This is a genomic window from Vibrio sp. St2 (assembly GCF_947311885.1).
Classification (GTDB): domain Bacteria; phylum Pseudomonadota; class Gammaproteobacteria; order Enterobacterales; family Vibrionaceae; genus Vibrio; species Vibrio coralliilyticus.
In genome coordinates this window covers 87,494-112,276 of sequence record NZ_CAMZNA010000007.1, presented here as the reverse complement: position 1 = coordinate 112,276, position 24,783 = coordinate 87,494, and the positions used below count along the sequence as shown (strand labels likewise).

Sequence of the window (24,783 nt, the reverse complement as noted above, 5' to 3'; positions counted from 1 at the left end):
CAAAAAGGAAGGGGGTAAATGGCATGAGTGTCACTTTTAAAGAAGTAGCAAAATTAGCAGGTGTTTCGACTCAAACGGTGTCTCGTGTCACGAATGGTTCGGAACACGTTTCAGAATCTACCCGCGCTAAAGTTAACCAAGCGATCAAGAAACTTGGCTATGTTCCCAATAAAGGCGCACAAATGCTTAGCCGTGCCAAATCAACCAACATAGGTTTGGTAACCTTAGATATGGCATTGCACGGCGCCGCACTCATTGCCAATGGAGTAAGACGAAAAGCCCATCAACTCAACTTCGGTACCGCTTTTTCCATTGTTTCGGGGCCAGGCTTAGACAATATTCAGGCCTCAATGAGAGAGTTGATTGCTCAACAAGTGGACTGTGTGATCCTCAATGTGCCTGTAACGTCAGAAGAAGCTGTCACGCTGGTAGAACAGTTTCCTAGTCTCCACCTTATTTTTATTGACGTACCAGACGGCACATCAGTGAATTTTGTGCATGGCGAACACGCATCTGGCGCTGCAGAAATTGTGAAACATCTTCTCGATACGGGACGGGAGAAATTCCTCTTGGTGACAGGCCCTGAAGAATCTAGTGCATCAAAAATTCGTTTAGACAGTTGGCGACATGAAATATCAAAAGCAGGTAAACAGGTTACCTTTCAATACCAAGGAGATTGGCAAGCGAGTAGCGGTTATTTAGCCGTGCGAGACGCTGTCGCGCAACAACGAGAGTTTGATGCCGTTGTGGTTGCTAGCGATCAGATGGCACTTGGCGCTCTGAGAGCATTAGATGAACTTCACATGAAGGTGCCAGAACAAATCGCAGTAGTCGGTTTTGATGACATCACAGACAGTGCTTACTTTACGCCACCGCTAACGACAGTGAAGCAAGATTTCACGCTAATTGGTGAACAGGCAATGATCCAGGCGATTGAGCTAAAAAATCACACTCCGCAAGATACCGAATCGTTTAAACAAACTCGTATACCTGTGGAGTTAATTATACGCAAGAGCAGTGAGCAAAAACCGCAAAACCACTACAACAAACATGAGATTCAGAAGCTATTAAAAAAGGTAGAATCGCTTCTGCCTTAATGAATTAGGTGAATTGAAATAATGATTAGCTAGACAGAGATTCTAACAAGCCTGCTCCAGGTTTAGACTGACAAACGTAGATAGTAAGGCAAGTAGCCGCTCGGTAGTTCGATTCCACGACGGCGTTAACTTTCATCCTCTGGCATAGGCGGCACTAGGAACAACGCAGCCGCCCCCTGTCATCCGCACGCCTCCTTTGTCACCAATGTGTCCTAACCATCTTATTATTGAATAACTGTGTAGATAGTGAGGTGAATAGCCACCGATTTAATAGACGTCAGGCAAGTGTTAGGAAAAATCGTCCCTAATGGTCAATCGTAGGCATGCAGCTTAGTCAGCATATTAAATTCGACAGCGCAATACAGCTACAGGATGTCTGATCCGGATGTGACCTGGACCGCAGCAGTGTATTCAAGAATAGTTGTAACACGTTTCTGGACAGAATTGATTTGGGTGCATAGCTCTAATCTATCGCTATCAAAATGACGCGATGGCTTAGATTCATTTTTATCAAGTTATTTGTGTAGTAAGTGAAAAGCACTCCACATCACATGCGCCCTGCATGCGATATGGCGTCAATTTTTATAGTCAATAGAAGGATCGTGTCGTGAGTAGCCACCTTATGTATCTTTGGTCAAAATGGTGATGCCCAGCGCCGCCAAGGCTACGAGTATCTGAAAAAAGGTGAGTTTGACTTTGCTGACGGGGTAAGTCCCGTGCACTTTGCCCGTCTGACCGTTGACAAGAACCTGGTACACCTTGTCCTTGTATCGGTAAGAGGTCACCCAGATAGGAAGCGTGATGTGTTTGAAAAATGCATTAGAATACGTCGAGTCGGTGGCCGCGATGAATTGCCTTGCTCCGCCAATGTCTTTGCGGATCAGCGCATTGATGTCGAACTGCATGCGATCTTTCGCGTCTTCGAATCCTTGCTTGATGTCGATCTGGTAGGTTTCGGCTTGATAGCCGATGAAATATTCGTCAGCGTAGGCCTCGAGAGCATCCAGATCCCAGGGCTCCAACCTATTGAGGAGCTTGTCAGGCAAAGACGTGCTGCCCGGGACCATCACATCATCGAAACTGGTTGCGACGCTACCGGTGACCTTTTTCCATTTTACGTCGATTTTTGTGTGACCTGAGCTACTTTTGCGTTTTCTCTCGTAGCCGCGCTCGCCACGATAATCGGTGGCGACATCACAATCGTACGTCCAGTAAGGCAAATACACCCCCTGAAAGTGTTCATAATGCTGAGCGTGTTTTTTCAGCGCATTGGGCGCCAGCCAGCGGCATCCAATCCAGCTGTTAAAGTGTTGGATGGCTCGCTGCCGATTGATGAGAAAGGGGATCATCCCTTGGGGTTTGATACGGTTGCGGTTCTGGGCTTTGTCGACCACCAAAGGAGTGTCGCAGAACGCACAGTGCGTTGCCTTGATGTTGGCTCCAAACTCGGCAGTCGCGCCGCAACTGTCGCATTCAATGGTGCTCACCTCAATATGCTCTTGGGTTTGCTCAAACGCTTCAAGATAACTTAGCAGTTCACTTTCCTTAAAGACGTTCGTGGTGTCCTGAGCGGGCGCGATGTCAAAGGAAGTCTCACATGTTTCACACGTCAGTGACCGAGCGCCAGGTAAGTAGGTCAATGACGCGGAACAATTTGAGCATTTTGTATCGATCAACATGCGTTAGGCTCTCTGGATGGGTGGTGGGGTGACACGCAATATGGCATTAAGTTCGCCCACGTTCTCGGCGCATGTCCAGTCAGGTAAGCCTTGCTTCCAGACTTTGTCATGTCGCCCCAGTTGACCCTGCGCGATTTGTTGGCGGATGTCATGCTCTGAGAACGGGCCGGTCTGTTTTCCTTCGACCGCGACATAATAGTGCACCGGGCGGTCAATCGGGGGTGGAGTGACCGTCTGAGCGGGCGCGCCCATGGATTGAACCATCTGATGAGCCATCGCGATGCCGGCGCCCATCTCCAGCGCAGAGCTGGCACTGTTCTCATGGTTGGCTGCCTGCTCAATGGCCGTCGCGGTTTGAAATTTCGAATACTGGTCCAATCCACCAATAATATTGATTGACGTGCGTTTGTCCAAGATGGCCTCAACACTGGCAGGCAGTGAAATGTTTTCAATGATGAAGCGAGACAAAGTCAGACCATAAGCATTGAAATCCACGTTCATGCGCTGCTGCATCAATGTTGAAAGTTCATCGTAGTTCGACGCCATGTCCATGATCGGGATCTGACTCTCCGCCAACGCATCGCTAAAGCGAGAGACGGCTAATGTGCGCAGTTGGTCGTGAATTTCGTGAATTTGAAAACAGCCATCGGTCCCCACCACTTGCTCTAATAGCTTCACTGGCTCGCTGACTTGGACATCATAATTGCCAAAGGCTCGCAAACGCACTGGACCAAAGTCCAGATCACGTAACATGATCGGGTTTTTCGTCCCCCATTTGTTGTTGACAAAGGTACGTGTATTTAAAAAATACACCTCCGCTTTAAAAGGGGAATTGAAGCCATGCTTCCAGCCTTTTAATGTACTAAGGATAGGTAAGTTCTCGGTGGTTAATGAATACATGCCCGCTTCAAATACGTCAGCGATAATACCTTCGTTGACAAAGATGGCTACCTGCCCCTGTCTGACAGTCAACTGAGCCCCGTTTTTGATCTCATTCTGATAGCGCTCGAATCGCCACACCAGGGTGTCGTTACTGTCATCGGTCCATTCAACGATGTCGATGAACTCTCCCAATAATTTCTTCCACAGACTCAACCTAACCTCCTACATCATCTTGTTTTTAGTAGTGATTTTGTACGATTTAAATAATAACTTTGACGATTGGCGGGGATAGTAACAGACAAATTTTGGTCTGTCGTGATGGCAAAGTGACGGCTCATTGTGAGCTTTTCACTGACCTTGGAGTGCATTGGTCGGCGTGGGAGCAGAGAGGCTGAGTGGTCTTGTCGGTACACGGCGACATTTGCACTATGGTAGGCGCTTGGTTGGGCCAATTCATCGAAAAAAAAACGCTTTAAGAGGCATCAAAGCGTGAAAGCAAACGTAGACTCAGGGCACGGTCGATTCAAACTGGCCAGATCGGCTAACCATCCGCTCATCTTTGAAGTGCGTCTCTTGCCGTGATATTGATTCATATAGTAATGTGATTGTTTGATGTGAAATCATAGTCATTGTCATAAGTTTCAATGCGCAAAATTGAACTTCATGCGAACAAGAGCGCCACAACCACGAAGGCGCCGTTGACTACACCATGAGCTCCTGCAGCGTGTGTCGCCCTATAGGGTGGCTACAGCGAAAAGTCACACGGCTGAAGCCAAGTGGTCAGCCAAACGATGCCGTGTCTACCGATCCCTCAATGTAAATGGATGAGGGCCATTGATGGGTGCTCAGGACTGATAACACTTGGCTTGATGTGCACGTCCGATTGCCGGCCGCCTCGTCACGTTCCTGTGACTCGGTGGTGAACTGGTAATGAAAAGAATGAATAAAAATCTATAAATTAAATACAAGTGGGTCTATTTATGAAAGAAGCCAAGTTTTATGCAGTTGGCGCTCATCTCGACGCGAACACCTCATCGCCGCTCCGGTCTCAAATCGACCGTAAGTACCTTGTTGAATGGGGCCTAGGTAAAACCTACAAAGTGATCTGCGAAGACGAAGATCATGTGCGAGAGTTTGAACGTCATAGCGCTCCTTTGACTGGGGTCACCAAACTGTATTTTAGCACGCGCATGTTCCTAACCATGGCTGAAGATAGGGAAGTGCATGTCTGCGCAAATACTGGGCGCCTGCTTCATACCCTGACTGGGCATACGAGCTCAATTATGGGGACCATTGAGTTGACCGATAAACGTTTGTTGACCGTTGGAGAACAGAGTGAGATCAAGCTCTGGAATCCTAAAAATGGCCAGAATTTGGCAACGATCCCCGCCAAAGTGAACGCACTCTCGGCAATTAAGATGTTTCATCAATCGCCTCACTTTGCCGTCAGTGAAGCGAACAGTGTCAGCATTTGGAACTATGAAGGTGAGCGAGTCACCATGCTGGACGATGTGAAAACAGAAATTACTGATGTACTGAATCTCAGCGGCGGTCGATGGCTGGTGAACGCCATGAATACTACCCCGGGGATCTGGAACCGCAGTGGCCAACGTATCTGCGATTTCCGTTTTCACTTCGACTTTCGCCAGGACCTACTTGAGTTGGATGACCACCGGCTTTTGATAAAAGAACCCAATGAGAGGTTGTCACTTTGGGACGAACAAGGGGGCAAGATCAGTCATCACGAACCGAGCGACGCCTTAGCTTCTCTGTTTTCAGATCTCCAAGAGGACTTCAAGACGGCTGAGCGCCATTTTTTGGACCACCCCAATGTCGGGGATTACCCTCATATCCGAAATCCGGTCGGCAACAAAGGCAGCGTCTTGTGCGCTCGTGATGAAATCGAAGAGCAGCAATTGGATCTGGAAGATCCGATGAGAAAGCGGTTTTGGGATTTCTTCAATCGACCGTTGTTCGACCCGATAAAAACGGCCTTGAAAGAGCAGATTCGACGCTCAAGAGAAGCGTTAACGTCTCTTGAGGCTCAGCGCCATGCGATGCAGGCACAAATCGAAGACCACCAGAACCGACGAAGAAAGCACGCGCTTCTGAGCCTTGCCGGCCTAGTGTTGGCCGCGATTGGGGCCGGCCTAACGTATGCCGCCTCTCACCGCATCGAATGGGTATTGGACTTGGCCAGAGTTGTATTGGACATGCAACGAGCCAGCCCATCCAATGCTGCGATGACTGCCACGACGAGTTTGGGACTGGCCACGGGAGTATGCGCATTGCTGTGCTTAGCCAGTTTCTCGGGCAATCGAAAACAAAAACGGCTGCAGCATCAAAAGGAAGAAAACTTGGCGTTGCTGGACACGCTCCCCGATATCGTCACTTCCCTGATCGATAACATCAAAACGTACAGACGCCGCATTCTCAAGCAGATCCCGGTGATGCAAGATCGCCATATCTTTAACGGTGTGCTCATCCGAGAAGAGATGCAGTCGATTGTGCATGGCAAACTCGAACAAATGGCTCGTGATGAGTGTGGCTTGGAGAAAGAAGACATCATTTATACGGACCATCAGGCGATCGTGCTAAAGGATTGGGCGTTGATTCAAGACCAAGGCCGACGTAAGCAAGTGATGTCGAAGCTCAACACCAACAATGAAAACAGTTTTTGGTCAGCCTCTGGTGAGATGCTGTTCGCTGTGCAGTTTATTCAATACATCTTTCTGACCGAGGATAAAGTCGATGTCTTCACCACCTATTATGATTTTATCTCGAACCGATGCTTGGGTAGAGAAGCGAACGCCTTCTATTACAAAGACGTGACCAACATTGCCAAGCGAGAAGTTGAAAGGAAAGGGCAGTCTACCTTTAATGCGTCCGACGTATCGGCGACAGAAATTGCGCTGTCAGTCGCCAGTGGCGAAAAAATCCGACTCACGATCCTGAATGAGGACAGTGCGTCGGCGTTAGCGGACAGTGCCAAAGACAATGAGAATTTGTCGATCCCAGAGCGCCTCGAACGCCTGAAAGCCCAGCGCCATGATTTTCAAGAGGACACGTCAATGTCTGAAGAAGAGAAACAAGATGAGCTCGATGTCATTGAGAGCCAAATTTCTGATCTTCAGAATCAAGTGTTGGAGCAAAATGTTGAAAAAATCAGCAGTAAGGCAGACGAAGCAATCAAAAACATCCGGGCTCAACTGCAGCAACATAAGCAGTATGAAATGTCCCATGAGGCATTGAATGAAAGCGTTTCTTAGCTACAGCAGCGCCGACCAAGAACAAGTTGCGCTATTGCAGCAAGCACTAATGAGCTACGGGCACGATGTGTGGTTTGCGCCTAAAGACATTCGGGTTGGCGATTGTTTTGCTAGTGCGATCAGTCAAGCCCTCAAACAGGCTGAGGTGTTCTTGCTCTACGCCACTTGTCACTCTGTGGGAAACCGCCATCGTCAGGGGTCACACGAAGTCAAAACCGAACTCAAAATCGCTCGCGAGCGCGGCCTTCCAGTCATTCCCATCAATGCGGACGGTGCTATCAGAGAAGGGGGCGGAGAGGGGTTCGATTACTTGCTCAAAAATTATCAATACAGCTTGGACGTCGAAGCAGCGCTCAGTATTCACGACTACCAACACGCGGCGAGTCTGATTAACGCGCAGCTCTTATCAAAACAGGCGCAGGTAGATACCGATTGTTTTGATGAGCAAATCTTACATGCCGAACGATTGCTCAAAACAAAGCAGACACTTCTCGCGTCGCAATACTTAGCAAAACTTCAGCTGCCAGAGGCCTACCACGAGTCAGTCATGATGCTGAAAGTCATCGCAAGGCTACAAGGTAAGGCACTGAAGAAACGACCTAAGCAGGAAATCGACCATTGCATCACGCTGCTGGCATCTCTGACGCAAGCGGAATTGCAGGCCCCTAAATTGTACCTGCAAGCCTTGCTCAGTGAACACTACTATCGTAAGGCAGGGATGGCCGATCCAACCCTAGGGATGGCGCAGTTGCGAACGCGCGCATCACGTGTTGGCCGACTGAAAGCCAAATACATCAAGATGACGGAGGGCCTCGTCACGGAACAGGCCTTGTTTGTTTCTCAATGGCGATGAAAATTCAGGAGAGGTGCAGGAGCGCGGCGGGGGAAGTTTCCCTCAAAAATCGCATACGCATCACACAATGTAATAATAGGTGAACATATGATAAGTCTATGTTATTCAATATCTTATTAATAAATCTGAAAGTAAAATGAAAAAGAAAACAAAAATCTGTTTCGTCATTATGGGCTTTGGTAAAAAGAGCGATCCCGACTTAGGGAAAACGTACGATCTTGATAAGACCTACAAAAACATCATTCGTCCTGCTGTCACGGCGTCAGGGTATGAATGTGTGCGCGCGGATGAAGTCATTGACTCCGGGCTGATTGACAAAAGTATGTACGCACTGCTTATGCAGGCGGACTTGGTGGTGGCTGATATCACCACGTTTAACCCCAATGCGATTTACGAGTTGGGCATACGCCATGGCGTCAGACCTTACTCGACCATTATTCTCAAAGAAAAAAATGGCAAGATCCCGTTCGACCTCGACCATAGTCGTATGTGTATGTACTCACATTTGGGTGAGGACATTGGGGTCGATGAAGCGGAACGATGCAAGCGACACCTGATCACCTTGATCAACACGGTGACTGAGCAGAAACAAGTAGACAGTCCACTGTATGAGTTCATCAATGATATTAAACCGCCCATTTTGCCAGAAAATGAATACATTCAGCTCATCGACGACCTGTCAAAGAAAGAACAGATGTTGTTCGCTCATGTTGAAAAAGCCAAGCAGATGATGCAGGACAATCAATTTGATTTGGCCGCAGAATATTGGGAAAAAGCCAGCCTGAACGCCCCATCAGAACCGTACTTTATTCAGCAAAGGGCCCTAGCTCGCTATAAAAGTAACCCAAGAGATATTGCTGTGTTGAGCGAGGCTCTCAGCATCATCAAAACATTGACACCAGAAAAGCAAAGCACCAACGATCCAGAGACGCTCGGTATAACAGGGGCGATATACAAAAACATGTGGTGGGCAACCGAAGACGTATCATGCTTGGAGCGCGCCGTAGAGTATTATGGCAAGTGTTTCAAAATCACAAATGATTATTATACTGGTGAGAACTACGCTCTCTGCTTAGAGGTGAAAGCGCGCCGTGTACTCGATGACGACGAGAAAATCTACTGCCGCTATGAAGCCAAGCAGACACGTCAACGCATTACGGATGACTTGACCAAGTTGGTCGAACACGTTGACTTTGAAAGCCGTCTCGATAAGAAGTGGGTGTACGCGTCTCTGTCTGGTTGCTGTCTAGCACTCAAACAGGCCGCTAAAGCCTCAGAGTTTGAGCGCAAGTTTTTGGAAGAAAATCCGAGTGACTGGGAGGTTGCTACCTTTACTCAGTCGAAGCAACTGATCCAGGATATGCAGATGAACTAGTCCCCTCGCTTCGTATTGTGAAGAGAACGACACGGAAGTCAGCCCATGTCTTCGCACCTGTGAGCTTGAGCATGAATGGCGTCGGTGAGGTGAGATCGGGGACATACACATGAGCGAAAAAATAAGATGGGGAGGCGCTCATTTCTGGTGCCTACTCCAATCAGGTCTGCTAGGACTGCGTTTTTCGACAGAGCGATAAGGCGATGATGTTGCGCCTCCGGTTGTGGCCAGTCTGCCCGCCACAACGCGCTATGCTACGGGCTGTTTTCCACCGCATGGAGCCCGTATGAAGACCGACTTTTTGATTGAACCCATTGCCCGACACCAGGTCGAGGAGTGGTTCCGATTAAGCGATGCCCGCTTGGCAGAGCGACATGGACAATGGCTGACCGCCGACAGCCAACCCGGCTACCCTTGTCGGATCTCGCTCGAAGAGGCGCAACTCGGAGAGCGTGTGCTGCTCATTCCGTACCTCCACCATGATGTGGCGTCCCCTTATCGGGCGTCGGGGCCAATTTATCTGCGTGAACAGGCCCAAACGGCCACACTGGCCATTAACGCCATTCCTCCCATTCTGGCCGAGCGACTGCTGTCGGTACGGGCCTATACCCAAGCGGGAATGATGCGTCAGGCCTGCACAACCCAAGGCGCTCCCCTGACTGGGGTCATTCAACAGGCGTTTCACGATCCCAAGGTCGCGTACCTGCAGATCCACAATGCCAATCCAGGCTGTTTCAATTGCACGGTGCGCCGTGTATAAGGCCGCCCTGCCATCGTCGGCAGGGCAGCAGATCGTCACTGTGCGTCGAACGCGGTGCTGACATCACGCATCGCACCTTGACCGCCAGTTCCGGCAACACGAACCGATAGATAGGGAAGACAAACAACAGGGTCATATAGGTAAAGAGCGGGCGCACCACTACCTGAAAATCGCCCAGTTCATCGACCGTGAAATACCGCACCGTCAGTAGCACCGCGAGGTAGATCATCAGGATGCTGGCGCCGGCTTCCAAAGTGGCGATCACGCTTTTCTTCATGTAACCCACCATCGCGCTGTCCAAGTGCACCGCTTGCAGTGGCAAGGTGGCGATCCGTTGGCGGCGACGCACGAACATATACAGCGCCGTGCACAGCGACGACAGCGTCAGCGCAGAGAACAAGGCACTCAGCGCCTCCAACCCTACCAGGTAATACGCCCCAAGAAACACCACAACGTTGAGCGCCGGATCCAGCCAGGTGGTTAGGTTGGTGAGGTCGTACAGCCGATACATCGCCAGCAGGTTAGTAAAATAGAGCTTGAGTCCCAGCGCCACAATGATCCCCACCAGTTGCAGGTAGGGCACACTGATGCCGAGCGCGTGCTTCATATAGGGGATCACGCCGCCCCAGGTCAGCAGCACCACGGCGATCAACACAAAGCGGAACAGATTGATGATGCCTGATGCATTACGGGTTTGGGAGTAACTCACCACCATGGAGGAGCGAAACCCGCTCATCAAAATGAGCGACAGCGAAATCACATCCACCACGGTATGAAACAGCGCCAAATCGGCTTTGGCCACCCAACTGGCTAACCAAATCTTAAACGTCAGCCCAATAGCGATGCTGACCAAGGTGGCCCCCATCCCGGTAACGAAGGCCTGTTTCAGTGTGTGAATGGGATCGGTAGACATAAAGGCGCGTGAGGCAGGCAAGGAGACATTGAATGGATAATATTGAAAATAAGACGTATTTTCAAATGGGCGTGAGTCGTGCTACAGGACGCTGTCTAGCTTGGCCCAGTTGGACGCGTGACCGTTGGGGTTTCTGTGCTAGGATGGTCACAGGATTTCATCGAAGGAACGGCGTTGCTATGGCCCGCTTAAAACACACTCTGATCCACCATCTCACCCAGCTCAAAACGATGATGACCCGTATGCCGGCCTCAGCGCTGCCGTGCTCGTTAGCGCCTGACATGTTTTCTCTGGAAAAACACGCCAAGGTGGCGGCCAACTTTGCCTTGCGCGGGTATTGCCCGTTGCTCGGTGTGGCGACCGTGTCGTTCTACAACGACAAGGAAGGGAAACAGGCCGTATTGAGTCAGATTGAGGCGACCCTCGCGTATTTGGCAGCTGCGCCCGAGATAGAAGGTTATCAGGACCAGAGGCAGATCACCGACACCGCTGGGCTGATTGACGTGACTCTGTGTGAGTCCGAGTTCATCGAACGGTTCATTTTGCCTAACCTTTTGTTTCATATGGGCATGGTGTACGCGATCGGTAAAACGCAAGGTGTGTCGCTCAGCAAAGGCGACTTCGACGGGTTTCACCACTATCCCCCTGGCTTTTGCTTTAGCCAGGTCAGTCAAGCCTAGGGAGCGCGTCACCATGGAAGCAGAACACATGATATGGATGGGGTGGGTGATGCTGTGGACATTGCCCTATCTGGTGCAATCCGCTGGTGTGTGCATCGGACCGTTCAAGCACATCGCGTTTTTGGATCACCAATTGGCGCGATCGGCGCGCCCCATTTTGTCGACACCTGACCGGCTGCCCGACCTGCCATACACCTTCTTGACCATTGGCCTTCGATTCCAGTGCTACTGCTTACTGTTTCCCGCTCTGTCCTGGCGAGCGACAACCCGTCGGGGCAGTTTTTGGCTGCTAATGGGGCTCAACTTCGTGTGGATTTGGAGCGTCATCGTCGGGGTCGTTTGGATCGGAGGGCGATAAGACGAGAAATGCCGTTAACTGAGCGCCTGACCCAAGGGGCCAAAATAGGCATGTAACGCCCGATAAATCGTCTGGCGATGTGCGATGTCAGGATACACTGGTCGCACATCCTGGCGCGTGGTTCCCTTTACCAGATAAGCATTGTCAATCTCCGCGCACGACTCGATCGCCGCCTCAAATGCCCGTGCCATCATCTCCGTGGGCGACGAAAAATACCGCTGCGCCAAGGCCTGATCGGCTCGCACACTGCGAGCCACATAATCGTGCTTGTCGAGGGTGTCGCCGCTCAATAAGGTGACGGCAAAGAGCGCCATCAGTCGCTCGTTCAGCGGGTGCGCGATCGGCGTGCAGTCTTCAAGCCAGCAGTCACTGGCAAATCGGGGGCGCAAGCTCGACGGCCCAGACGTGTCGAGGTCAAAGGCTTTATCCGCAATGTAATGATCGAAGGCGTGCCAGAATTCATGCGCCAGCGCGCCCGCTCCGGCATTCTTGGCTAAGGCCAGCTCTCGCCGACGAGGATCGTAATGCGCTTGCACGCCCTGACGTCCCCCGGTGCCAAAAGCGAAGTTGAGCGTGCCGCGCAGGCCCATAGCATGGGGCGGAAGGGCGAGCAGATAGGCTAGATCCGCTAACGAGTCGTAAATCAGGTTGGCCGCGAGCGCTTTTTCTTCTTGTGTCACCCAACGACCCACCCGCAAGTTACCCATGCCAAAGGTGCGTTGGATGTCCTGGAACGTCGCAGGCTCGCCATGCCGGTAGTCCGGACCGCGGCGCGTTTGGTGTTTGAAATGCGTCAGCTTCACTGTAGGGTATCTGGTCGATGCTCCACGAACCGATGATCGGCCGCCTTGTGTCTTAGCAGGGCAGTATACCCTGAACTGGGGGCTTGTCGATGCTCACCTTCGCATGATTTCAAGGACGCCCATATAGCTCCTCAACGCGAAGACGGGGCGCGCTGGGAATGGGGGGAGGCGAGGTTTCTCAGCGGGGAGACATGCGCATCGAACGCAACGTCACGACGTAAAAACCGCGGCTCGTCTGTGCACCGTGGGGCGCGGATCCGATCCATGCGAAAATGGCGAAAGTCGCCACGCTGTGGATCCCAAGCCACCAAATACCACAACGGCGGCAAAATGAGCAGGGCATGCGGCTCCACACAGCGATGCGTGCCTTGGCCTTGCGCATCCACATAGTCAAAACGCAGCGGACGGCATTGCAAAAACGCCTGCTCAAACGCGGGTAATAAGTCGGGATCTTGCTCGGTGTGTCCGGTGATGTCCACCTCAGGTGCAAGCTGTCCGACAAACAAGCCGGCCAATAAGCGGCGCAAATCGTTCAGTTTGTCGCTTGGCAGGGCGGCTTCGAGTTGAGCCAGCGCGCGGTCCGCGGCATCGGTAAACGGCAGCCCACCAATTGCTGAGAGGGTGGCGGTGCTGATCACCAGCGCAAACACCGCTTCGACAGACAGCGTTACGGTGGCTCGCATCGAACGCGGATCCAGTTGTATGCCGCCCCCACGCCCAGGTTCCGCATGGATAATCCAACCTTCATCGCGCAGAGCGTTGAGATCCCGCAACACCGTCCGACGAGATGCCCCTACCGTCTGCGCCAAGGTGACCAGGGTGGCGGTGCCATTGCGGCGCAGGTAACGCACGATGGCGTCTTGTCGAAGTCGAACGGTCATGGGCAGGCTGATAAAAGGTGACAAATTAAGGCACTATTTAGCGATATTGTGTCCCAGACGTCAAGCGGACGTCGACAACCAGGAGACACAGTATGTTCAAATCGCCCTTTCCTCGCGTCAAGATGCTATCGTGCAACGGGATCACCCTCGAAGTCTTTGACGCCGGTCAATCGCCGGGTCGTATGCCCATCGTACTTTGCCACGGCTGGCCCGAGCTTGCCTTTTCCTGGCGCCATCAGATCCCAGCGCTGGTCAAGGCTGGATACCACGTTATCGTCCCCAATCAACGTGGTTACGGGGGCTCGTCTTGTCCCGATGCTGTCTCGAGCTACGACATCACCCACTTGACGGGCGACTTGGCCGCGTTGCTGGATCACTACGGGTATGAGGACGCCATCTTTGTCGGCCACGACTGGGGCGCCATGGTCGTTTGGGGAATGGCCTTGCTTCACCCACACCGGGTTCGCGCCCTGATCAACCTCAGCCTCCCATATCAGGTGCGCACAGACCTGCCCTGGATTGACGCGATGGAACAGGGGATGGGCGCTGAACATTATATGGTGCACTTTTGCCGTCAGCCCGGCGTCGCAGACGCTGTCCTCGACCAGCATCGGTCACAATTTTTGCGCAATGTGTACCGCAGCCAACTGCCGCCGGCCTCGCCAGAGCCGGGCATGGCGATGATCGCGCTGGCCCAGCAGTCGACCCCACAAGGCCAGCCACTCATGAGTGACGACGAATGGCGCGTTTATGATGCGGCCTTCGCCCACACCGGTTTTACGCCCAGCATCAATTGGTATCGCAATCTGAACCGAAACTGGCACCAACTCGCCGATGTGCCCGCCCTAGTCAACCAGCCCACCCTGATGATCTACGGGACTCAGGACAGCATACCCGTGTTGGCATCGCTCACCGACTATGTCCCGAACGTGACGACCGTGCACCTAGACTGTGGCCACTGGATCCAGCAGGAGCAACCTGACGAAACCAACCGCGTGATGCTCGAGTGGCTACGCGATCTCGAAGACGAGTGCTGAGGGTGGGGCCCTAAATGGTCTGACTAAGACAAAATCACAAAAACAGGGCGAAAAACGGCCCATTTCTGCATGGTTTTTTCCGCCCGCAATCACTACCCTTATCGCCCCTTAAATTCGAGAGAGTACAACGATGAAAGCTTGGTTCGCTGGCATACTGATGAGCGTGGCGTGGCACGCGGGCGCGCAGTGCTATCCGTCCACCGTGCAAAGCCCGACTCCATTTATGGGGCACAGTGGTGAGGTGTTCCAACTCGCAGACGGGACGCTGTGGGAGATCCGTCAAGCCTACGAGTACCTGTATCACTATGCCCCGCGTGTGGAAGTGTGCCCGAACCTAGGCACCTTGACGGTGGCAGGGAAGACCCTGCCGATCACCGCCCTCGGCCGGGTGGCGCTTCATCGCGATCCCCTAGGGCCGGACGAGATCCTCCACTCGGCGATCGCCGGCCAGTTTAATGGCTTTGAAGGCGATACCTTGTTTAAACTCGCCAACGGACAAGTCTGGAAGCAACGAGAATACGCCTACTGGTACCACTATGCGTACGCGCCCTCGGTCCGCATCGAGCGCGTTAACGGCCAGTATCGGATGACCGTCAACGGCGTTGCGAAAAGCATCAGTGTCGTGCGCTTAAAATAACGTCGCCGATCCATGGTGGTGCGTCAACGCTTGACGGCAAAAGTCGATAAAACACCGGGTGCGCTTGGGTAAGTGCTGACGTTTAGGGTACAAAATATACAGCGGCAGCATCGCATCGGTGTCCCATTCGGGTAAGAGCCGAACCAGTGCCTGGCGCTCTGCGATCGAGAGCTGAGCAAACGCAAACTCATCCAACATGGCGATGCCCTGTGCGGCCATCAAAGCGTCCACCATTGAGGCCACCAAGTTGACACTGAAGCCTCCAGGTAGCGTTACTTCAACCGACGCCTCTTGGTGACGGTGATGAAAGGTCCAGCGATCAAGTGATAGCGTGGGATCTCGATAAAGAATGTGCTGATGTGACGACAGCGCACCCGGGTGCGTGGGCGTTCCATGCGCCGTGAGATAGTCACGGTGTGCGTAAGGGCGGCAGTCAAGCGCTCTTAATGGGTAACCGACGTGGCCGTCCGGTGGCTGATCCGTCAGGTAAAACGCGACATCAAACCCGGCTTCAATGATGTCAAAAGGCTGCTCGGTAAACACAATCTCCAGATGGATCGAGGGGTACGCCTCCCGAAAGCGCAAAAAGGTCTCGGTCAACACCAAGGCACCAAACGACGCAGACGCTGCGACCCGTACGGTGCCCGAGAGGGCGTGCGTGGTCTGTAGAGTGGCCTGAATGACATCGGCGTGGCGCATGAGCGCTTTGAGTTCGCGATAGAAGCATTCTCCATCGTGCGTGAGATGAAATTGACGGGTCGTACGATGGATCAGTTGCATCGACACCACCTGCTCAAGCTGCCTCAATTGACGACTGACATGGGCATTAGAGCATCCCAGTCGTTTCGCCGCGCCTGCCACACTGCGCTCTTCACATAAGGCTATGTAGAGCGGCGCATAAGGTAACCAGAGTATTTCCATATGGTAATTCTGAATATCCAAATGATAACTTCCGGGAATAATAGGAAAGCCTTACCCTGTGCGCAAGCGGTCGTGTTCCCTTAATGAGAGACCGGACGCCCGTCGAGAGACGCCCGATTGGATGACGAATGGGATAGATCCCATTCGTGGCAGGGTAAGGTGTCGTGGTCGGTGCTTCGATGAGAGAGAGACGCGCTGTGACAATAGTAATACATTGAAAATAAACCATTATTTATAATAATGCGCTCGAGAATGGCACCGAAATCGACCCCCGTGGACTTGCCAGGAGTGCCGGGTCTGGTCCGATTTCAGGCGGTGTTTTTATATAGCTAAATGTAATAGTTTATTATTGTTTTTTATATAAACAGCGGTTATCGTACGCGCCAAAACGGACGCTGCGGCGCATTCGTTCAGCCCCTATTGAGCGGGGATTTAACGTGCTTCGGCCTCTTGGTTGGCCTCAATAAGCAAACGTTCTCTTTTGCGGTGTCGACGCCGCGGGTCACGCTAGGATGGCAGTGACGAGCTCCCATGGAGCGATTCGGGCCGGTTTCGGCCTTTCCAGGACGGGTGAGCCTTAGGTCATGTGCCTAAGAAAATGTGGACAATAAGAATAAGCGTGTATGAATTGCGAATCGTTGTGGCAGCTGTACCCCCTTGCGAGGGAACAACTGGTTCATGTGAAATCCCTTAACGCCAAAAAACTCAAAGGCCCAGAGTGTCGAGTGCTGCAGGTGTTAATGGCCCATCAGGGCAAAGTTGTTTCTAAAAAAGAGCTGTTTGCCCAAGTGTGGGGCGAGCGCGTGGTGTCCGACAACAGCCTGACTCAGTGCATCGCTCAGCTACGGGTCGCGCTGGGCGACAGTGGTAAAGAGCAAAAATTCATTAAAACCGTGCCTTCTCGCGGCTATATGCTGTTTGAAAACGTGGTGCAGTTGGCCGAGCCTGAGACGTCACCGTCGGCCCCTGTTCACGAGGCGATGGCCAGTGATAAGGTGCCTGAGCCCCAGACGCCGCCCGCCCCGCAAGCGCACCACTATAGGCAACAATTTAAGGCGTTAGCGGCATTAATGCTGGCGGTGGTGTGTCTGTTTCAAACGGCTCAGGCCGTTCATCGCTGGACGTTTGCCTGGAATGTTCCTTTGGATCGCTGGAGCACTCACACGCACGGTGAGCGGACCTTTTTTCACTTGGATAACCCCGCCAGTCAGGCGTTGTATCAGTACTTCAGCACCGGCAGTACGCATCTCAATGACAGCTCAGTGACCGAACTGCTGATCTCCACTGGCGTGAGCAACTACTATGTGTCCTGTGTCTACCGCTGCGACACCACCGGCGATCAAGAAGTTAAGAACTTCACCTTTTCATTGCAAGAAAACTTCTACTTCATCGGAGGGATGGTTCGTGATGTCTGTCAATAAGGTCCTGCTGATGTTTTTCGTCCTGGCGCTGCTGGCCACCGGCGCCAATGTGGCACTCAAGCTGCGCGACACCCCCACCTTTATGAACGGCCAGTCTAGTCAACTGTACTATGCCCAAACCCTCAATGTGACACTCAAGGGCGACGTGTTTTCCATCGAGGACTTCCACACCGTCAATCATCGCCCGTTTTTCAATCTTAAATCTCACACCAGCCGCGTTGTTGACGATGATCCTCAAGCGATGCATTTCAGCTATTTCACGGAGTTCTATAGTGATCGCCTCGTCCAGTTCAGTGAATTTTCGCGCCCCATCGGCGGGGGAGCCAACCGAGCGATCCCGGTTGAAGCGCATGCGATGCACCGGATGAACAGTGAAACCTTACAAGTCATTCATCACAACCGAAAAGTGTTGTGTTACACCAAGTTGCTCGAAGGGGGCGTTAAATGCATTACCCGTCGCCAGTAGCTCTGTTTGTGCCGGTGATGAACGTCTAAAGGCGTTGAGTCGGGGAAGGTGAGGCCGCAATATCGCAATCACGAGTCGATATCCTAAAAAATAAGATTAATAAAAACAAATAGATAGATATAAAAGATGTGAATCACAAAGGTTGTGATTTGTTCATTGGGGTTTACCGCTGCCTTTTGGCACCATGCGTCTCGCTTTGACGGCGTCGCCTCCTCAACACCCGCTCGGTGAGAGGAGCGTTGCTCTCAAAGTTCAGAATGCATGATGTTTAAAATAAAAGAGGTATTTATGTCAGTCACATTCTTAGGAAACCCCGTTACTGTTGCGGGCAACTTGCCACAGCAAGGCCAGCGCGCAGCCGAATTCACCCTGTGTGACCAAACCTTGGCCGATATTGGCGCTGACCATTTTGCGGGCAAAAAGCTCATCCTGAACATTTTCCCAAGTGTCGATACGCCAACGTGCGCCGACAGTGTCCGTGCCTTCAATGAAGCCGCCAAATCGCTTGATAACACGGTGGTCCTGTGTGTGTCTGCCGATTTGCCATTTGCCCTGGCGCGCTTTGTTGAGCAACACCAACTAGACCAAGTGGCGATCGGATCGTGTTTCCGCTCGCCAACGTTCGCTCACGACTATGGTTTGGCGATCACGGAAGGCCCTCTGCGCGGGCTGGCGTCAAGGGCGGTGGTTGTATTGGATGAACAACGCCAAGTTGTGTATGTTCAGCGCGTCTGTGAAATCGCCGACGAGCCCGATTACCCATCGGCGGTTGCCGCGGTAAAGGGAGCGTGATCATGAAACGAACACTGGCGCTGCTCGCCATGATCACGACAGGCTGGGCACATGCGGGCTTTGACGTGACGCAAGCATCTGCGGGCCTTGGAACGACACACAGCGTGACACTGGAACACAACACCACCTTTTCGCTTGGCGGTCATGCCGTGAAAGTCGGTGATCGCATGCCTGCCATGACGCTCGCCAGCGCGTCATTGGCTCCCGTCCAGACACAAGGCAGCGGCAAGGTGCGGATCTACAATGTGTTAGTGTCCGTTGACACGCCCGTGTGTGTCGAACAAGCGGTGGCGTTCGATCAACTGGCGGCGACGCACAAAGCGTACGCCGATCGCATCGATTTTATGACCGTGAGCGCCGATACACCGTTTGCGCAGGCACGTTTCATTGCGGAACAAAAACTCAGTAACGGCGTGTCGTTTGTGTCGGATTCGCGCCAGCACGAATTTGGCCAGCAGACGGGGGCTCATATTGAAGAGCTCGGCCTACTATCCCGAGCGATCATTGTGGTCGGTAAGGACGACCGCATTCTGCACATCCAGCGTGTGCCGGAACTGACCCAACTGCCGGATCTGAACGCGGCGTTGGACATCGCGAAACGTCATATCTAAGCAATAACACGATGCCAAGTGGCCCAGTTCGCTTGGCATCGTGCTTCTTTCCCCCTGAGAGTGTTGATAATGAAAGCCTGGCTTCCTATGTTGGCGGTGATACTGATCACGCTGGCCTTTATCGTTTTCTTCTATTTGATCCCTGTACGCTTTGGCGCCGATGAGTTGTGCCGAGAGATCAAGCGTTATGAAGCGTATCAACGTCACCCCTATCGTAACCCTTGCTCACCCGGTTGGCCCGGTCCAGCGCTCACGCTGGATAAACGTCACGGCTGAGAGAGGCGCTGACCCCTTACTTAAAACGGCCGGCCTGTGTGTGAGACACAGGCCGGCCGTTGTTCATTGTGGTATGAGGATAAAAAAGCGGCCACAGGCCGCTTTGGGTGGCATCTTCGGTCACGCTTTGAGGATCAACAAGCCAGCCAGGGTGTCGATGACCGCTTCCGCGGCATAATTATGGGTGCGCTGACAAAAGCGAGTTTCTTCGAGCAGTAAGGCCCGTGTTTGTTGTTTGAGACGTTGTTTGTCCTGTGCATCCAACCACTTGCTCTGAATGAAAAAGCACTTGAGCGACAGGCTCAAGTTGTCAATGTGTGTGCCTTCTTGTCCGGTGAGCGCTTGATATTCTTCTAAGGCATGGAGCGCCGATTTCAGTGACATAGGGATCCTTTGTATCAAAAAACGTAAGCAATTGAGACGGCCAGCGCCTCGTTCATCGTCACTGTAATGAACGCACTGGACAAGGAGTAATGAACTTGTCTGAAATCATCACAATTAAAGTAATTACTTTACTTAAAGTGATTGAAATAAAGCCTTTTATACTTTTTTTGATGGGACTGGGAGCACAGTAAATGCCTCCAACAACGTGGCGTAAAAGGCCAGCATTTGTCCGTACACTTGGACACTGATCCGTTCGTTGGGGCCATGAATGCGCGCCAAATCATCCTCCTTAAGGGCCAGCGGTAAGAAGCGATACAGCTTGTCTGTCAGAGGCAGATAGTGACGGGCATCCGTGGCGTTGATGGTTAGGTACGGAGCCACCACCGTTTGGCGATCGCCGAACACCGATTCCACGGCGCGACGTAGGCGCGAAAATTCATGGCCCGAGGGATCCGCCACGGGGGTCGCCAGATTGGCCGGTGGGGCGATCTGTACCCTGAGCGCGGGATCGTCGATCACTGATGTCATGTGTGCGATGACCTGATCCGGTGTGACACCAGGCAAAAGTCGAACGTTAACGTTGGCGGAGGCCTCTGAGGGCAAGACATTGTCTTTGATCCCTGATCGGAGGAGGGTCACTGCCTGCGTGGTTCTGACCACCGCGTTCGTCGGCGGATTGTCGGTTAACTGCTCGAGCAGTAGCGGCTCAAGCAGCCACAAATTGGCAAACAAGATCCGATACCCCAAGCTCATGTACGGGGACGTCGCGTCGAACAGCTGTTGAGTCGCTCCATCATACTGCGCCGGCATCGGCTGGGCTTCGAGGCGGGTGATCGCACGCGCAAGCCGGCCCGGTGCACTCTGGGTTGGCGGCATGGATGAATGGCCGGGAACGCCGGGTGCCGAAAGCGTCACATTCAGATAGCCTTTCTCCGCCACGCCAATTAAAGCCACCGGTACCGTAACGCCGGGTACCACACCTTCAAGCACAAACCCCCCTTCATCCAAAACAAAGCTCGGTTGAACGCCGCGGGATTTAAGTAAGGCCGCCATAGCTTGAGCCCCATGTTCGCCGCCCACTTCTTCGTCGTGGCCGAACGCCAAATAAATATCCCGATCTGGGTGGTGGCCTGACGCTAGACTGGCCTCCACCGACTCCAATATGGCGAGCATCGACGCTTTATTGTCTAACGTTCCTCGCCCCCACACATGGCCCTCGTCGATCGCGCCAGAATACGGCGGATGGATCCATTGGTCCCGTGCGGTCACTGAATAGGAGACCACATCCTGATGGGCCGCAAGGATGATAGGGGACGCCTTAGGGTTGGTACCACGCCAACGAAACAGAAGACTGAAACGATTCACTGTCTCCAGATCGAGGTGTCGATGGACTAGCGGATACGCAGTACTCAGCCACTGGTGAAAGGCTCGGAAGACGCGCGGTTTGACTCTTGGTAGAGAGGCGCCAGCGCCACTCAGTCGTGATACGGTCGGATACTGAATGGCTTGACTCAGTCGTTCGATTTGAGCCGTTGAAGCCGGTGATGCCACCCGCTGGGTTGCCTCGGGCAGGGGGTGACCTAACCACCAGGCGCGAGCGAACAGAGTGGCGAAGAGTAGGCCGATCAGAACGGCAGTGCACAAAACGAAGGGCTTAAGACGTGTCACAGGGTTCTCAGATCACAAAACATGGTGGCAGTGGCGATGATTGTATCTTAGCAAGGACTAAGGGGTGGCCTGATCAGTAGTGGCCGCTATCACTGCCTGTAGCGTCATCACACATCGCTGCGTGACCTGCTCACTGCTTTCGCCCATCGAGACCGAGACAATCGCGCCTTCCATCAGCACCGACAGCGCCTCGAGTAGCCCGGGATGCGTGTCACTAAGTGACTCGCCAATCAACGCTCGGACCGCCTGCTTGTGATACTGGCAATACTGGGCAATGGCACTGTTGGGATCGCCAAATTCGCCCGCCGTATGGATAAAGAAACAACCGCGAAATGGCCCAAGTGGGGCAGCGCCGCCTGTGAACCAGCGGTGTAAGGCGTCAAACACGCGCTCGACGGTCTCGGTATCATTGGTTGACCCCGACAGGCATTGGCGTAGCCAGTCGATGAAGGCCTCGTGACGCTGGGCCAATGTGGCCAGTACCAATGCCTCTTTGCTGTCAAAATGCGTGTACAGCGTGCGTTTGGCGACTCCGGAACTTGCGATCACCTCATTGATGCCGATGGCGTGAATGCCATGGCGATAGAATAAGGCCAAGGCCGTGTCGATCAAATGTTGACGTTTTTGGCTCATCTCTCCCTCCTTTTTTAAGATCTTGACAAAAGTAGACCAATTTGTCTACCTTGAAAAGGAGACAATTCTGTCTACTTTTTTAGGAGGAAAAGAGGTGCGTATCAAAGAGTCACTCTTCGCAGGCCTTGGGACAACGTTGGCGATTGGCGTTTTGGCCTTACTTGATAAAGGGTATCCAGGCGCCATCTGGTTAATGGCCCCCTTCGGTGCGACGGCAGTACTGCTGTTTGGGGTGCCGGACAGTCCGTTAGCCCAACCCAAAAACGTGGTGCTGGGTCACGTGATCACGGCCGTGATTGGTATCGGTTTTGCGCAATATGTGCCAGTGTCACCCCTGACCTTAGCGTTGGCGACGGGCGTCGCCGTCACCGCGATGCTCATCTCGCGCACCACCCATCCGCCGGCTGGGGCCAACCCGATCGTGATCATGGTGTCAGGGCAAAGCTGGGGCTTTCTGATCACGCCCGTAATATTGGGCGCGATCTTGATGGTCGCCATCGCACAAGGTTGTCGTTGGTGCCTGCGAAGACACGTGCCAGACGACACACCATCCTCTCACTCATTCTGAGGTGTCAGGGCGTATCCACAGACGATGCAAGTCCAAATACCCGTTGGATTTCATGTGCAAGCCCGCCACTTGTTGTCCGCGAGTGATGATCTTCCGACCATAGAACATCGGCAATATGCGCCCTTTGGAGACAAACTCAGCCACCAACGCCAGCAAGTCGTCCTTACCTGTGTAGGCCGCCATGGTAGCCTGGACACGTTGGCGGTGGTGCTCCAGTTCGTTATCATCATGGCAATAGCGCAGCACCCCAGAGGTCAGCAACCAGTCATACAAGCCGTACTCCAGAGGGGGCTCCAAGATCTCTTCGCAGAGCAACAAATCCATGTCGGGGCGACAACCACTGAGATCATCCAGATTGGTCAGCGGTAAGCGCTCAACGGTAAGGCCTGTCGTTTCCAGTGTGGCGACGACCCAGTCGACCAATTCTTGCTTGTAACGCAAACGCCAGTTCGGGTGGCCGAGCACCACGGTACCGCTGAGGTTCGGCGTAGGCGGGGCGTCTGGGTACAGCGCATCAAAACTGTGCACCGGTTGAAGCTGGGTGCGGGCGGTGTGCGCCCGACGCTGGCTCGCGACATAGGCCAAGAGCTGGCGGCACTCTGTGTCGCTCAATGGGCAGCGCTCGGTGGGGCGCGAAGCCAAAAATGAGTAGGCGTGAATGTCTATCTGTTCACTTTGGGCATCGTCGTCGTGCAAACTTAACACGTGATCCAACGCACTGCCTTGATGGAACAAGGTGATGTCACTGATGAGGGCGTTGTCTGAAAAATAGTGAGGGTTGCGCTTGAGCATCAGCTTGCTCGGATCCCACTCCGACAGCATCAAGGGCCCCGTGCCAATTGGGCAGTCACCGCGAGTGAATGACTGGCGGCGTTGGGTGGTGATGCTGGCATTGGCCGTCGTTAACGCATAGATAAACAGTGGATTAGGGCCATCGAGTGTGACCACAACGGCGTGCTCCTGTTCGTCCCACACCACCGAGGCCATTTGACGAAACAACCACTGAAACGGACCGCGCGTGTCACGCATCCTAAGCAAGCTGAAGATCACGTCCTCGGCGGTTAGAGTTAGCCCATCATGGCATTTGACGTTAGGTCGCAGCCAAAAATGGTACACGCTGGCGTCGTGGTTGACGGCGTGATCAAACGCAAGGTGATCGACCAAAAAGCCATGTTCGTCTAATCGCAGTAAGGGGTCGTACAAGGCACTGGAGATTTGCAGCTCGGCTGACCAATAGGTGTCACTGGGCGTGAGGACACGCACTTCGGGGTAATGAGTGACGGTCAGCGCATTGTGGGCCTTTTGGCGTTGATCTTTTTCCGACAGCGCGGCGCGCAGTAGGCCAGGGGCCAGGGTCTGGTAGCTTTGGACGTACTTTGCGAGGCGATCAAACTGGCCCGCGCTTAAATCGGCCTGAATCGTTTCGGCCAGCGCCTGCTCGAGGGAAACCCGAACCACTAACTGACTCGCTTTCCCGCGGCCAACACCCGGTGTCCATTCGATCCAACCCAAGACCTGCAGGGCTTTGACAATGGACGATACGTTTCGCCGAATGGTAAAAAACACATCTTCGAGCTCACCGACCGTGACATCGTAGCGTTCGCCTAACTGATAGTGATGCAGCATCTGATCTAGGCGGCGCAAAGGCTGGTCATTTTTCATAGCAACAGGTCGCTTGTAATTACTGAAGGGCCGATCCTAGTCCCCTTGTGTACACAGAAGCCTCGTCACACCATGTGGCTGAGGGTTCTCCTAGTATAGGAGAGAAATGGGCCCAAACGTCGTTAATCTTCAAGACATCGAGAGCACGTTTGAAACC

The 24,783-nt window shown here is 53.0% G+C and carries 24 protein-coding genes and 1 pseudogene; 15 read left to right on the top strand and 10 right to left on the bottom strand.

All coding sequences use genetic code 11. From position 1 onward, the window contains the following. The first annotated feature begins 23 nt into the window (after nucleotides 1-23). Nucleotides 24-1,097 carry a LacI family DNA-binding transcriptional regulator gene (locus QMA41_RS18720; protein ID WP_235676549.1) on the top strand — a complete coding sequence of 358 codons (1,074 nt, stop codon included), beginning with the start codon at nucleotides 24-26 and terminating at the stop codon, nucleotides 1,095-1,097. 620 nt (nucleotides 1,098-1,717) lie between these two features. On the opposite strand, the gene QMA41_RS18715 is transcribed toward QMA41_RS18720, so the two are convergent. Further along, entirely contained in the window at nucleotides 1,718-2,776 is a 1,059-nt protein-coding gene (locus tag QMA41_RS18715) for a hypothetical protein (protein ID WP_021456963.1), read from the bottom strand. 3 nt (nucleotides 2,777-2,779) lie between these two features. Next, nucleotides 2,780-3,871, bottom strand: coding sequence for an SPFH domain-containing protein (locus QMA41_RS18710; RefSeq protein ID WP_021456962.1), 1,092 nt, complete (start codon nucleotides 3,869-3,871; stop codon nucleotides 2,780-2,782). 767 nt (nucleotides 3,872-4,638) lie between these two features. Between QMA41_RS18710 and QMA41_RS18705 the strand changes: the two genes are divergently transcribed. The 4 genes from QMA41_RS18705 (at nucleotide 4,639) to QMA41_RS18690 (ending at nucleotide 9,915) form a co-directional block, all read left to right on the top strand. After that, nucleotides 4,639-6,927: a hypothetical protein gene (locus QMA41_RS18705; protein WP_235676548.1), complete on the top strand. Its 2,289-nt coding sequence runs from the start codon at nucleotides 4,639-4,641 to the stop codon at nucleotides 6,925-6,927. Beyond that, a complete protein-coding gene (locus tag QMA41_RS18700; RefSeq protein ID WP_021456957.1) occupies nucleotides 6,911-7,780 on the top strand; it encodes a toll/interleukin-1 receptor domain-containing protein in 870 nt (289 codons plus the stop codon). The genes QMA41_RS18705 and QMA41_RS18700 overlap by 17 nt, the downstream gene beginning before the upstream one ends. Before the next feature lie 136 nt (nucleotides 7,781-7,916). Further along, entirely contained in the window at nucleotides 7,917-9,155 is a 1,239-nt protein-coding gene (locus QMA41_RS18695; protein ID WP_082315513.1) for a TRAFs-binding domain-containing protein, read from the top strand. A gap of 286 nt (nucleotides 9,156-9,441) precedes the next feature. Then, nucleotides 9,442-9,915: a DUF1203 domain-containing protein gene (locus tag QMA41_RS18690; RefSeq protein WP_082315515.1), complete on the top strand. Its 474-nt coding sequence runs from the start codon at nucleotides 9,442-9,444 to the stop codon at nucleotides 9,913-9,915. Between the two features lie 73 nt (nucleotides 9,916-9,988). Here the strand turns inward: QMA41_RS18690 and QMA41_RS18685 are convergent. Next, nucleotides 9,989-10,828 (bottom strand): annotated as a pseudogene (locus tag QMA41_RS18685) (hypothetical protein); the annotation flags it as partial. A 32-nt stretch (nucleotides 10,829-10,860) separates the two neighbouring features. Here QMA41_RS18685 and QMA41_RS18680 point away from each other — a divergent pair. After that, the gene (locus tag QMA41_RS18680) at nucleotides 10,861-11,508 is read left to right on the top strand and encodes a DUF1993 family protein (protein WP_235676547.1); all 648 of its coding nucleotides are present in this window, start codon (nucleotides 10,861-10,863) and stop codon (nucleotides 11,506-11,508) included. A gap of 13 nt (nucleotides 11,509-11,521) precedes the next feature. Beyond that, nucleotides 11,522-11,866: a hypothetical protein gene (locus QMA41_RS18675; protein WP_235676546.1), complete on the top strand. Its 345-nt coding sequence runs from the start codon at nucleotides 11,522-11,524 to the stop codon at nucleotides 11,864-11,866. A 14-nt stretch (nucleotides 11,867-11,880) separates the two neighbouring features. Here QMA41_RS18675 and QMA41_RS18670 read toward each other — a convergent pair whose 3' ends face one another. Together QMA41_RS18670 and QMA41_RS18665 are read right to left on the bottom strand one after the other, a co-directional pair. After that, nucleotides 11,881-12,669 carry a CLCA_X family protein gene (locus QMA41_RS18670; protein WP_165579953.1) on the bottom strand — a complete coding sequence of 263 codons (789 nt, stop codon included), beginning with the start codon at nucleotides 12,667-12,669 and terminating at the stop codon, nucleotides 11,881-11,883. Between the two features lie 131 nt (nucleotides 12,670-12,800). Next, complete coding sequence (locus tag QMA41_RS18665) at nucleotides 12,801-13,550, bottom strand: WYL domain-containing protein (protein WP_235676545.1); 750 nt, start codon at nucleotides 13,548-13,550, stop codon at nucleotides 12,801-12,803. A 92-nt stretch (nucleotides 13,551-13,642) separates the two neighbouring features. Between QMA41_RS18665 and QMA41_RS18660 the strand changes: the two genes are divergently transcribed. Then, a complete protein-coding gene (locus tag QMA41_RS18660; protein ID WP_235676544.1) occupies nucleotides 13,643-14,587 on the top strand; it encodes an alpha/beta hydrolase in 945 nt (314 codons plus the stop codon). A gap of 130 nt (nucleotides 14,588-14,717) precedes the next feature. Then, nucleotides 14,718-15,224 carry a hypothetical protein gene (locus tag QMA41_RS18655; protein WP_235676543.1) on the top strand — a complete coding sequence of 169 codons (507 nt, stop codon included), beginning with the start codon at nucleotides 14,718-14,720 and terminating at the stop codon, nucleotides 15,222-15,224. On the opposite strand, the gene QMA41_RS18650 is transcribed toward QMA41_RS18655, so the two are convergent. Next, nucleotides 15,216-16,145: a LysR family transcriptional regulator gene (locus QMA41_RS18650; RefSeq protein ID WP_235676542.1), complete on the bottom strand. Its 930-nt coding sequence runs from the start codon at nucleotides 16,143-16,145 to the stop codon at nucleotides 15,216-15,218. The genes QMA41_RS18655 and QMA41_RS18650 overlap by 9 nt on opposite strands. Nucleotides 16,146-16,768: 623 nt before the next feature. Here QMA41_RS18650 and QMA41_RS18645 point away from each other — a divergent pair. The 5 genes from QMA41_RS18645 to QMA41_RS18625 all read left to right on the top strand — a co-directional run bounded on the left by QMA41_RS18645 (nucleotide 16,769) and on the right by QMA41_RS18625 (nucleotide 19,711). Continuing rightward, nucleotides 16,769-17,566 (top strand): transcriptional regulator, encoded by a 798-nt coding sequence (locus QMA41_RS18645; RefSeq protein ID WP_235676541.1) that lies wholly within the window; start codon nucleotides 16,769-16,771, stop codon nucleotides 17,564-17,566. Next, nucleotides 17,553-18,032, top strand: coding sequence for a hypothetical protein (locus QMA41_RS18640; RefSeq protein ID WP_235676540.1), 480 nt, complete (start codon nucleotides 17,553-17,555; stop codon nucleotides 18,030-18,032). The genes QMA41_RS18645 and QMA41_RS18640 overlap by 14 nt, the downstream gene beginning before the upstream one ends. Before the next feature lie 288 nt (nucleotides 18,033-18,320). Continuing rightward, entirely contained in the window at nucleotides 18,321-18,824 is a 504-nt protein-coding gene (tpx, locus tag QMA41_RS18635; RefSeq protein ID WP_045985581.1) for a thiol peroxidase, read from the top strand. 2 nt (nucleotides 18,825-18,826) lie between these two features. After that, nucleotides 18,827-19,435: a peroxiredoxin gene (locus QMA41_RS18630; protein WP_045985582.1), complete on the top strand. Its 609-nt coding sequence runs from the start codon at nucleotides 18,827-18,829 to the stop codon at nucleotides 19,433-19,435. Nucleotides 19,436-19,504: 69 nt separating this feature from the next. Then, a complete protein-coding gene (locus QMA41_RS18625) occupies nucleotides 19,505-19,711 on the top strand; it encodes a hypothetical protein (RefSeq protein WP_064487087.1) in 207 nt (68 codons plus the stop codon). Between the two features lie 120 nt (nucleotides 19,712-19,831). On the opposite strand, the gene QMA41_RS18620 is transcribed toward QMA41_RS18625, so the two are convergent. The 3 genes from QMA41_RS18620 to QMA41_RS18610 all read right to left on the bottom strand — a co-directional run bounded on the left by QMA41_RS18620 (nucleotide 19,832) and on the right by QMA41_RS18610 (nucleotide 22,396). Further along, complete coding sequence (locus QMA41_RS18620) at nucleotides 19,832-20,095, bottom strand: hypothetical protein (protein WP_064487086.1); 264 nt, start codon at nucleotides 20,093-20,095, stop codon at nucleotides 19,832-19,834. A gap of 156 nt (nucleotides 20,096-20,251) precedes the next feature. Then, the gene (locus tag QMA41_RS18615) at nucleotides 20,252-21,460 is read right to left on the bottom strand and encodes a M20/M25/M40 family metallo-hydrolase (protein WP_281630365.1); all 1,209 of its coding nucleotides are present in this window, start codon (nucleotides 21,458-21,460) and stop codon (nucleotides 20,252-20,254) included. A 360-nt stretch (nucleotides 21,461-21,820) separates the two neighbouring features. Beyond that, nucleotides 21,821-22,396: a TetR/AcrR family transcriptional regulator gene (locus QMA41_RS18610; RefSeq protein WP_235676538.1), complete on the bottom strand. Its 576-nt coding sequence runs from the start codon at nucleotides 22,394-22,396 to the stop codon at nucleotides 21,821-21,823. 94 nt (nucleotides 22,397-22,490) lie between these two features. Here QMA41_RS18610 and QMA41_RS18605 point away from each other — a divergent pair, with 94 nt between their 5' ends. Then, nucleotides 22,491-22,964 carry an HPP family protein gene (locus tag QMA41_RS18605; RefSeq protein ID WP_235676646.1) on the top strand — a complete coding sequence of 158 codons (474 nt, stop codon included), beginning with the start codon at nucleotides 22,491-22,493 and terminating at the stop codon, nucleotides 22,962-22,964. On the opposite strand, the gene QMA41_RS18600 is transcribed toward QMA41_RS18605, so the two are convergent. Beyond that, nucleotides 22,956-24,626: an ABC transporter substrate-binding protein gene (locus tag QMA41_RS18600; protein WP_172854893.1), complete on the bottom strand. Its 1,671-nt coding sequence runs from the start codon at nucleotides 24,624-24,626 to the stop codon at nucleotides 22,956-22,958. The genes QMA41_RS18605 and QMA41_RS18600 overlap by 9 nt on opposite strands. Between the last annotated feature and the right edge of the window lie 157 nt (nucleotides 24,627-24,783).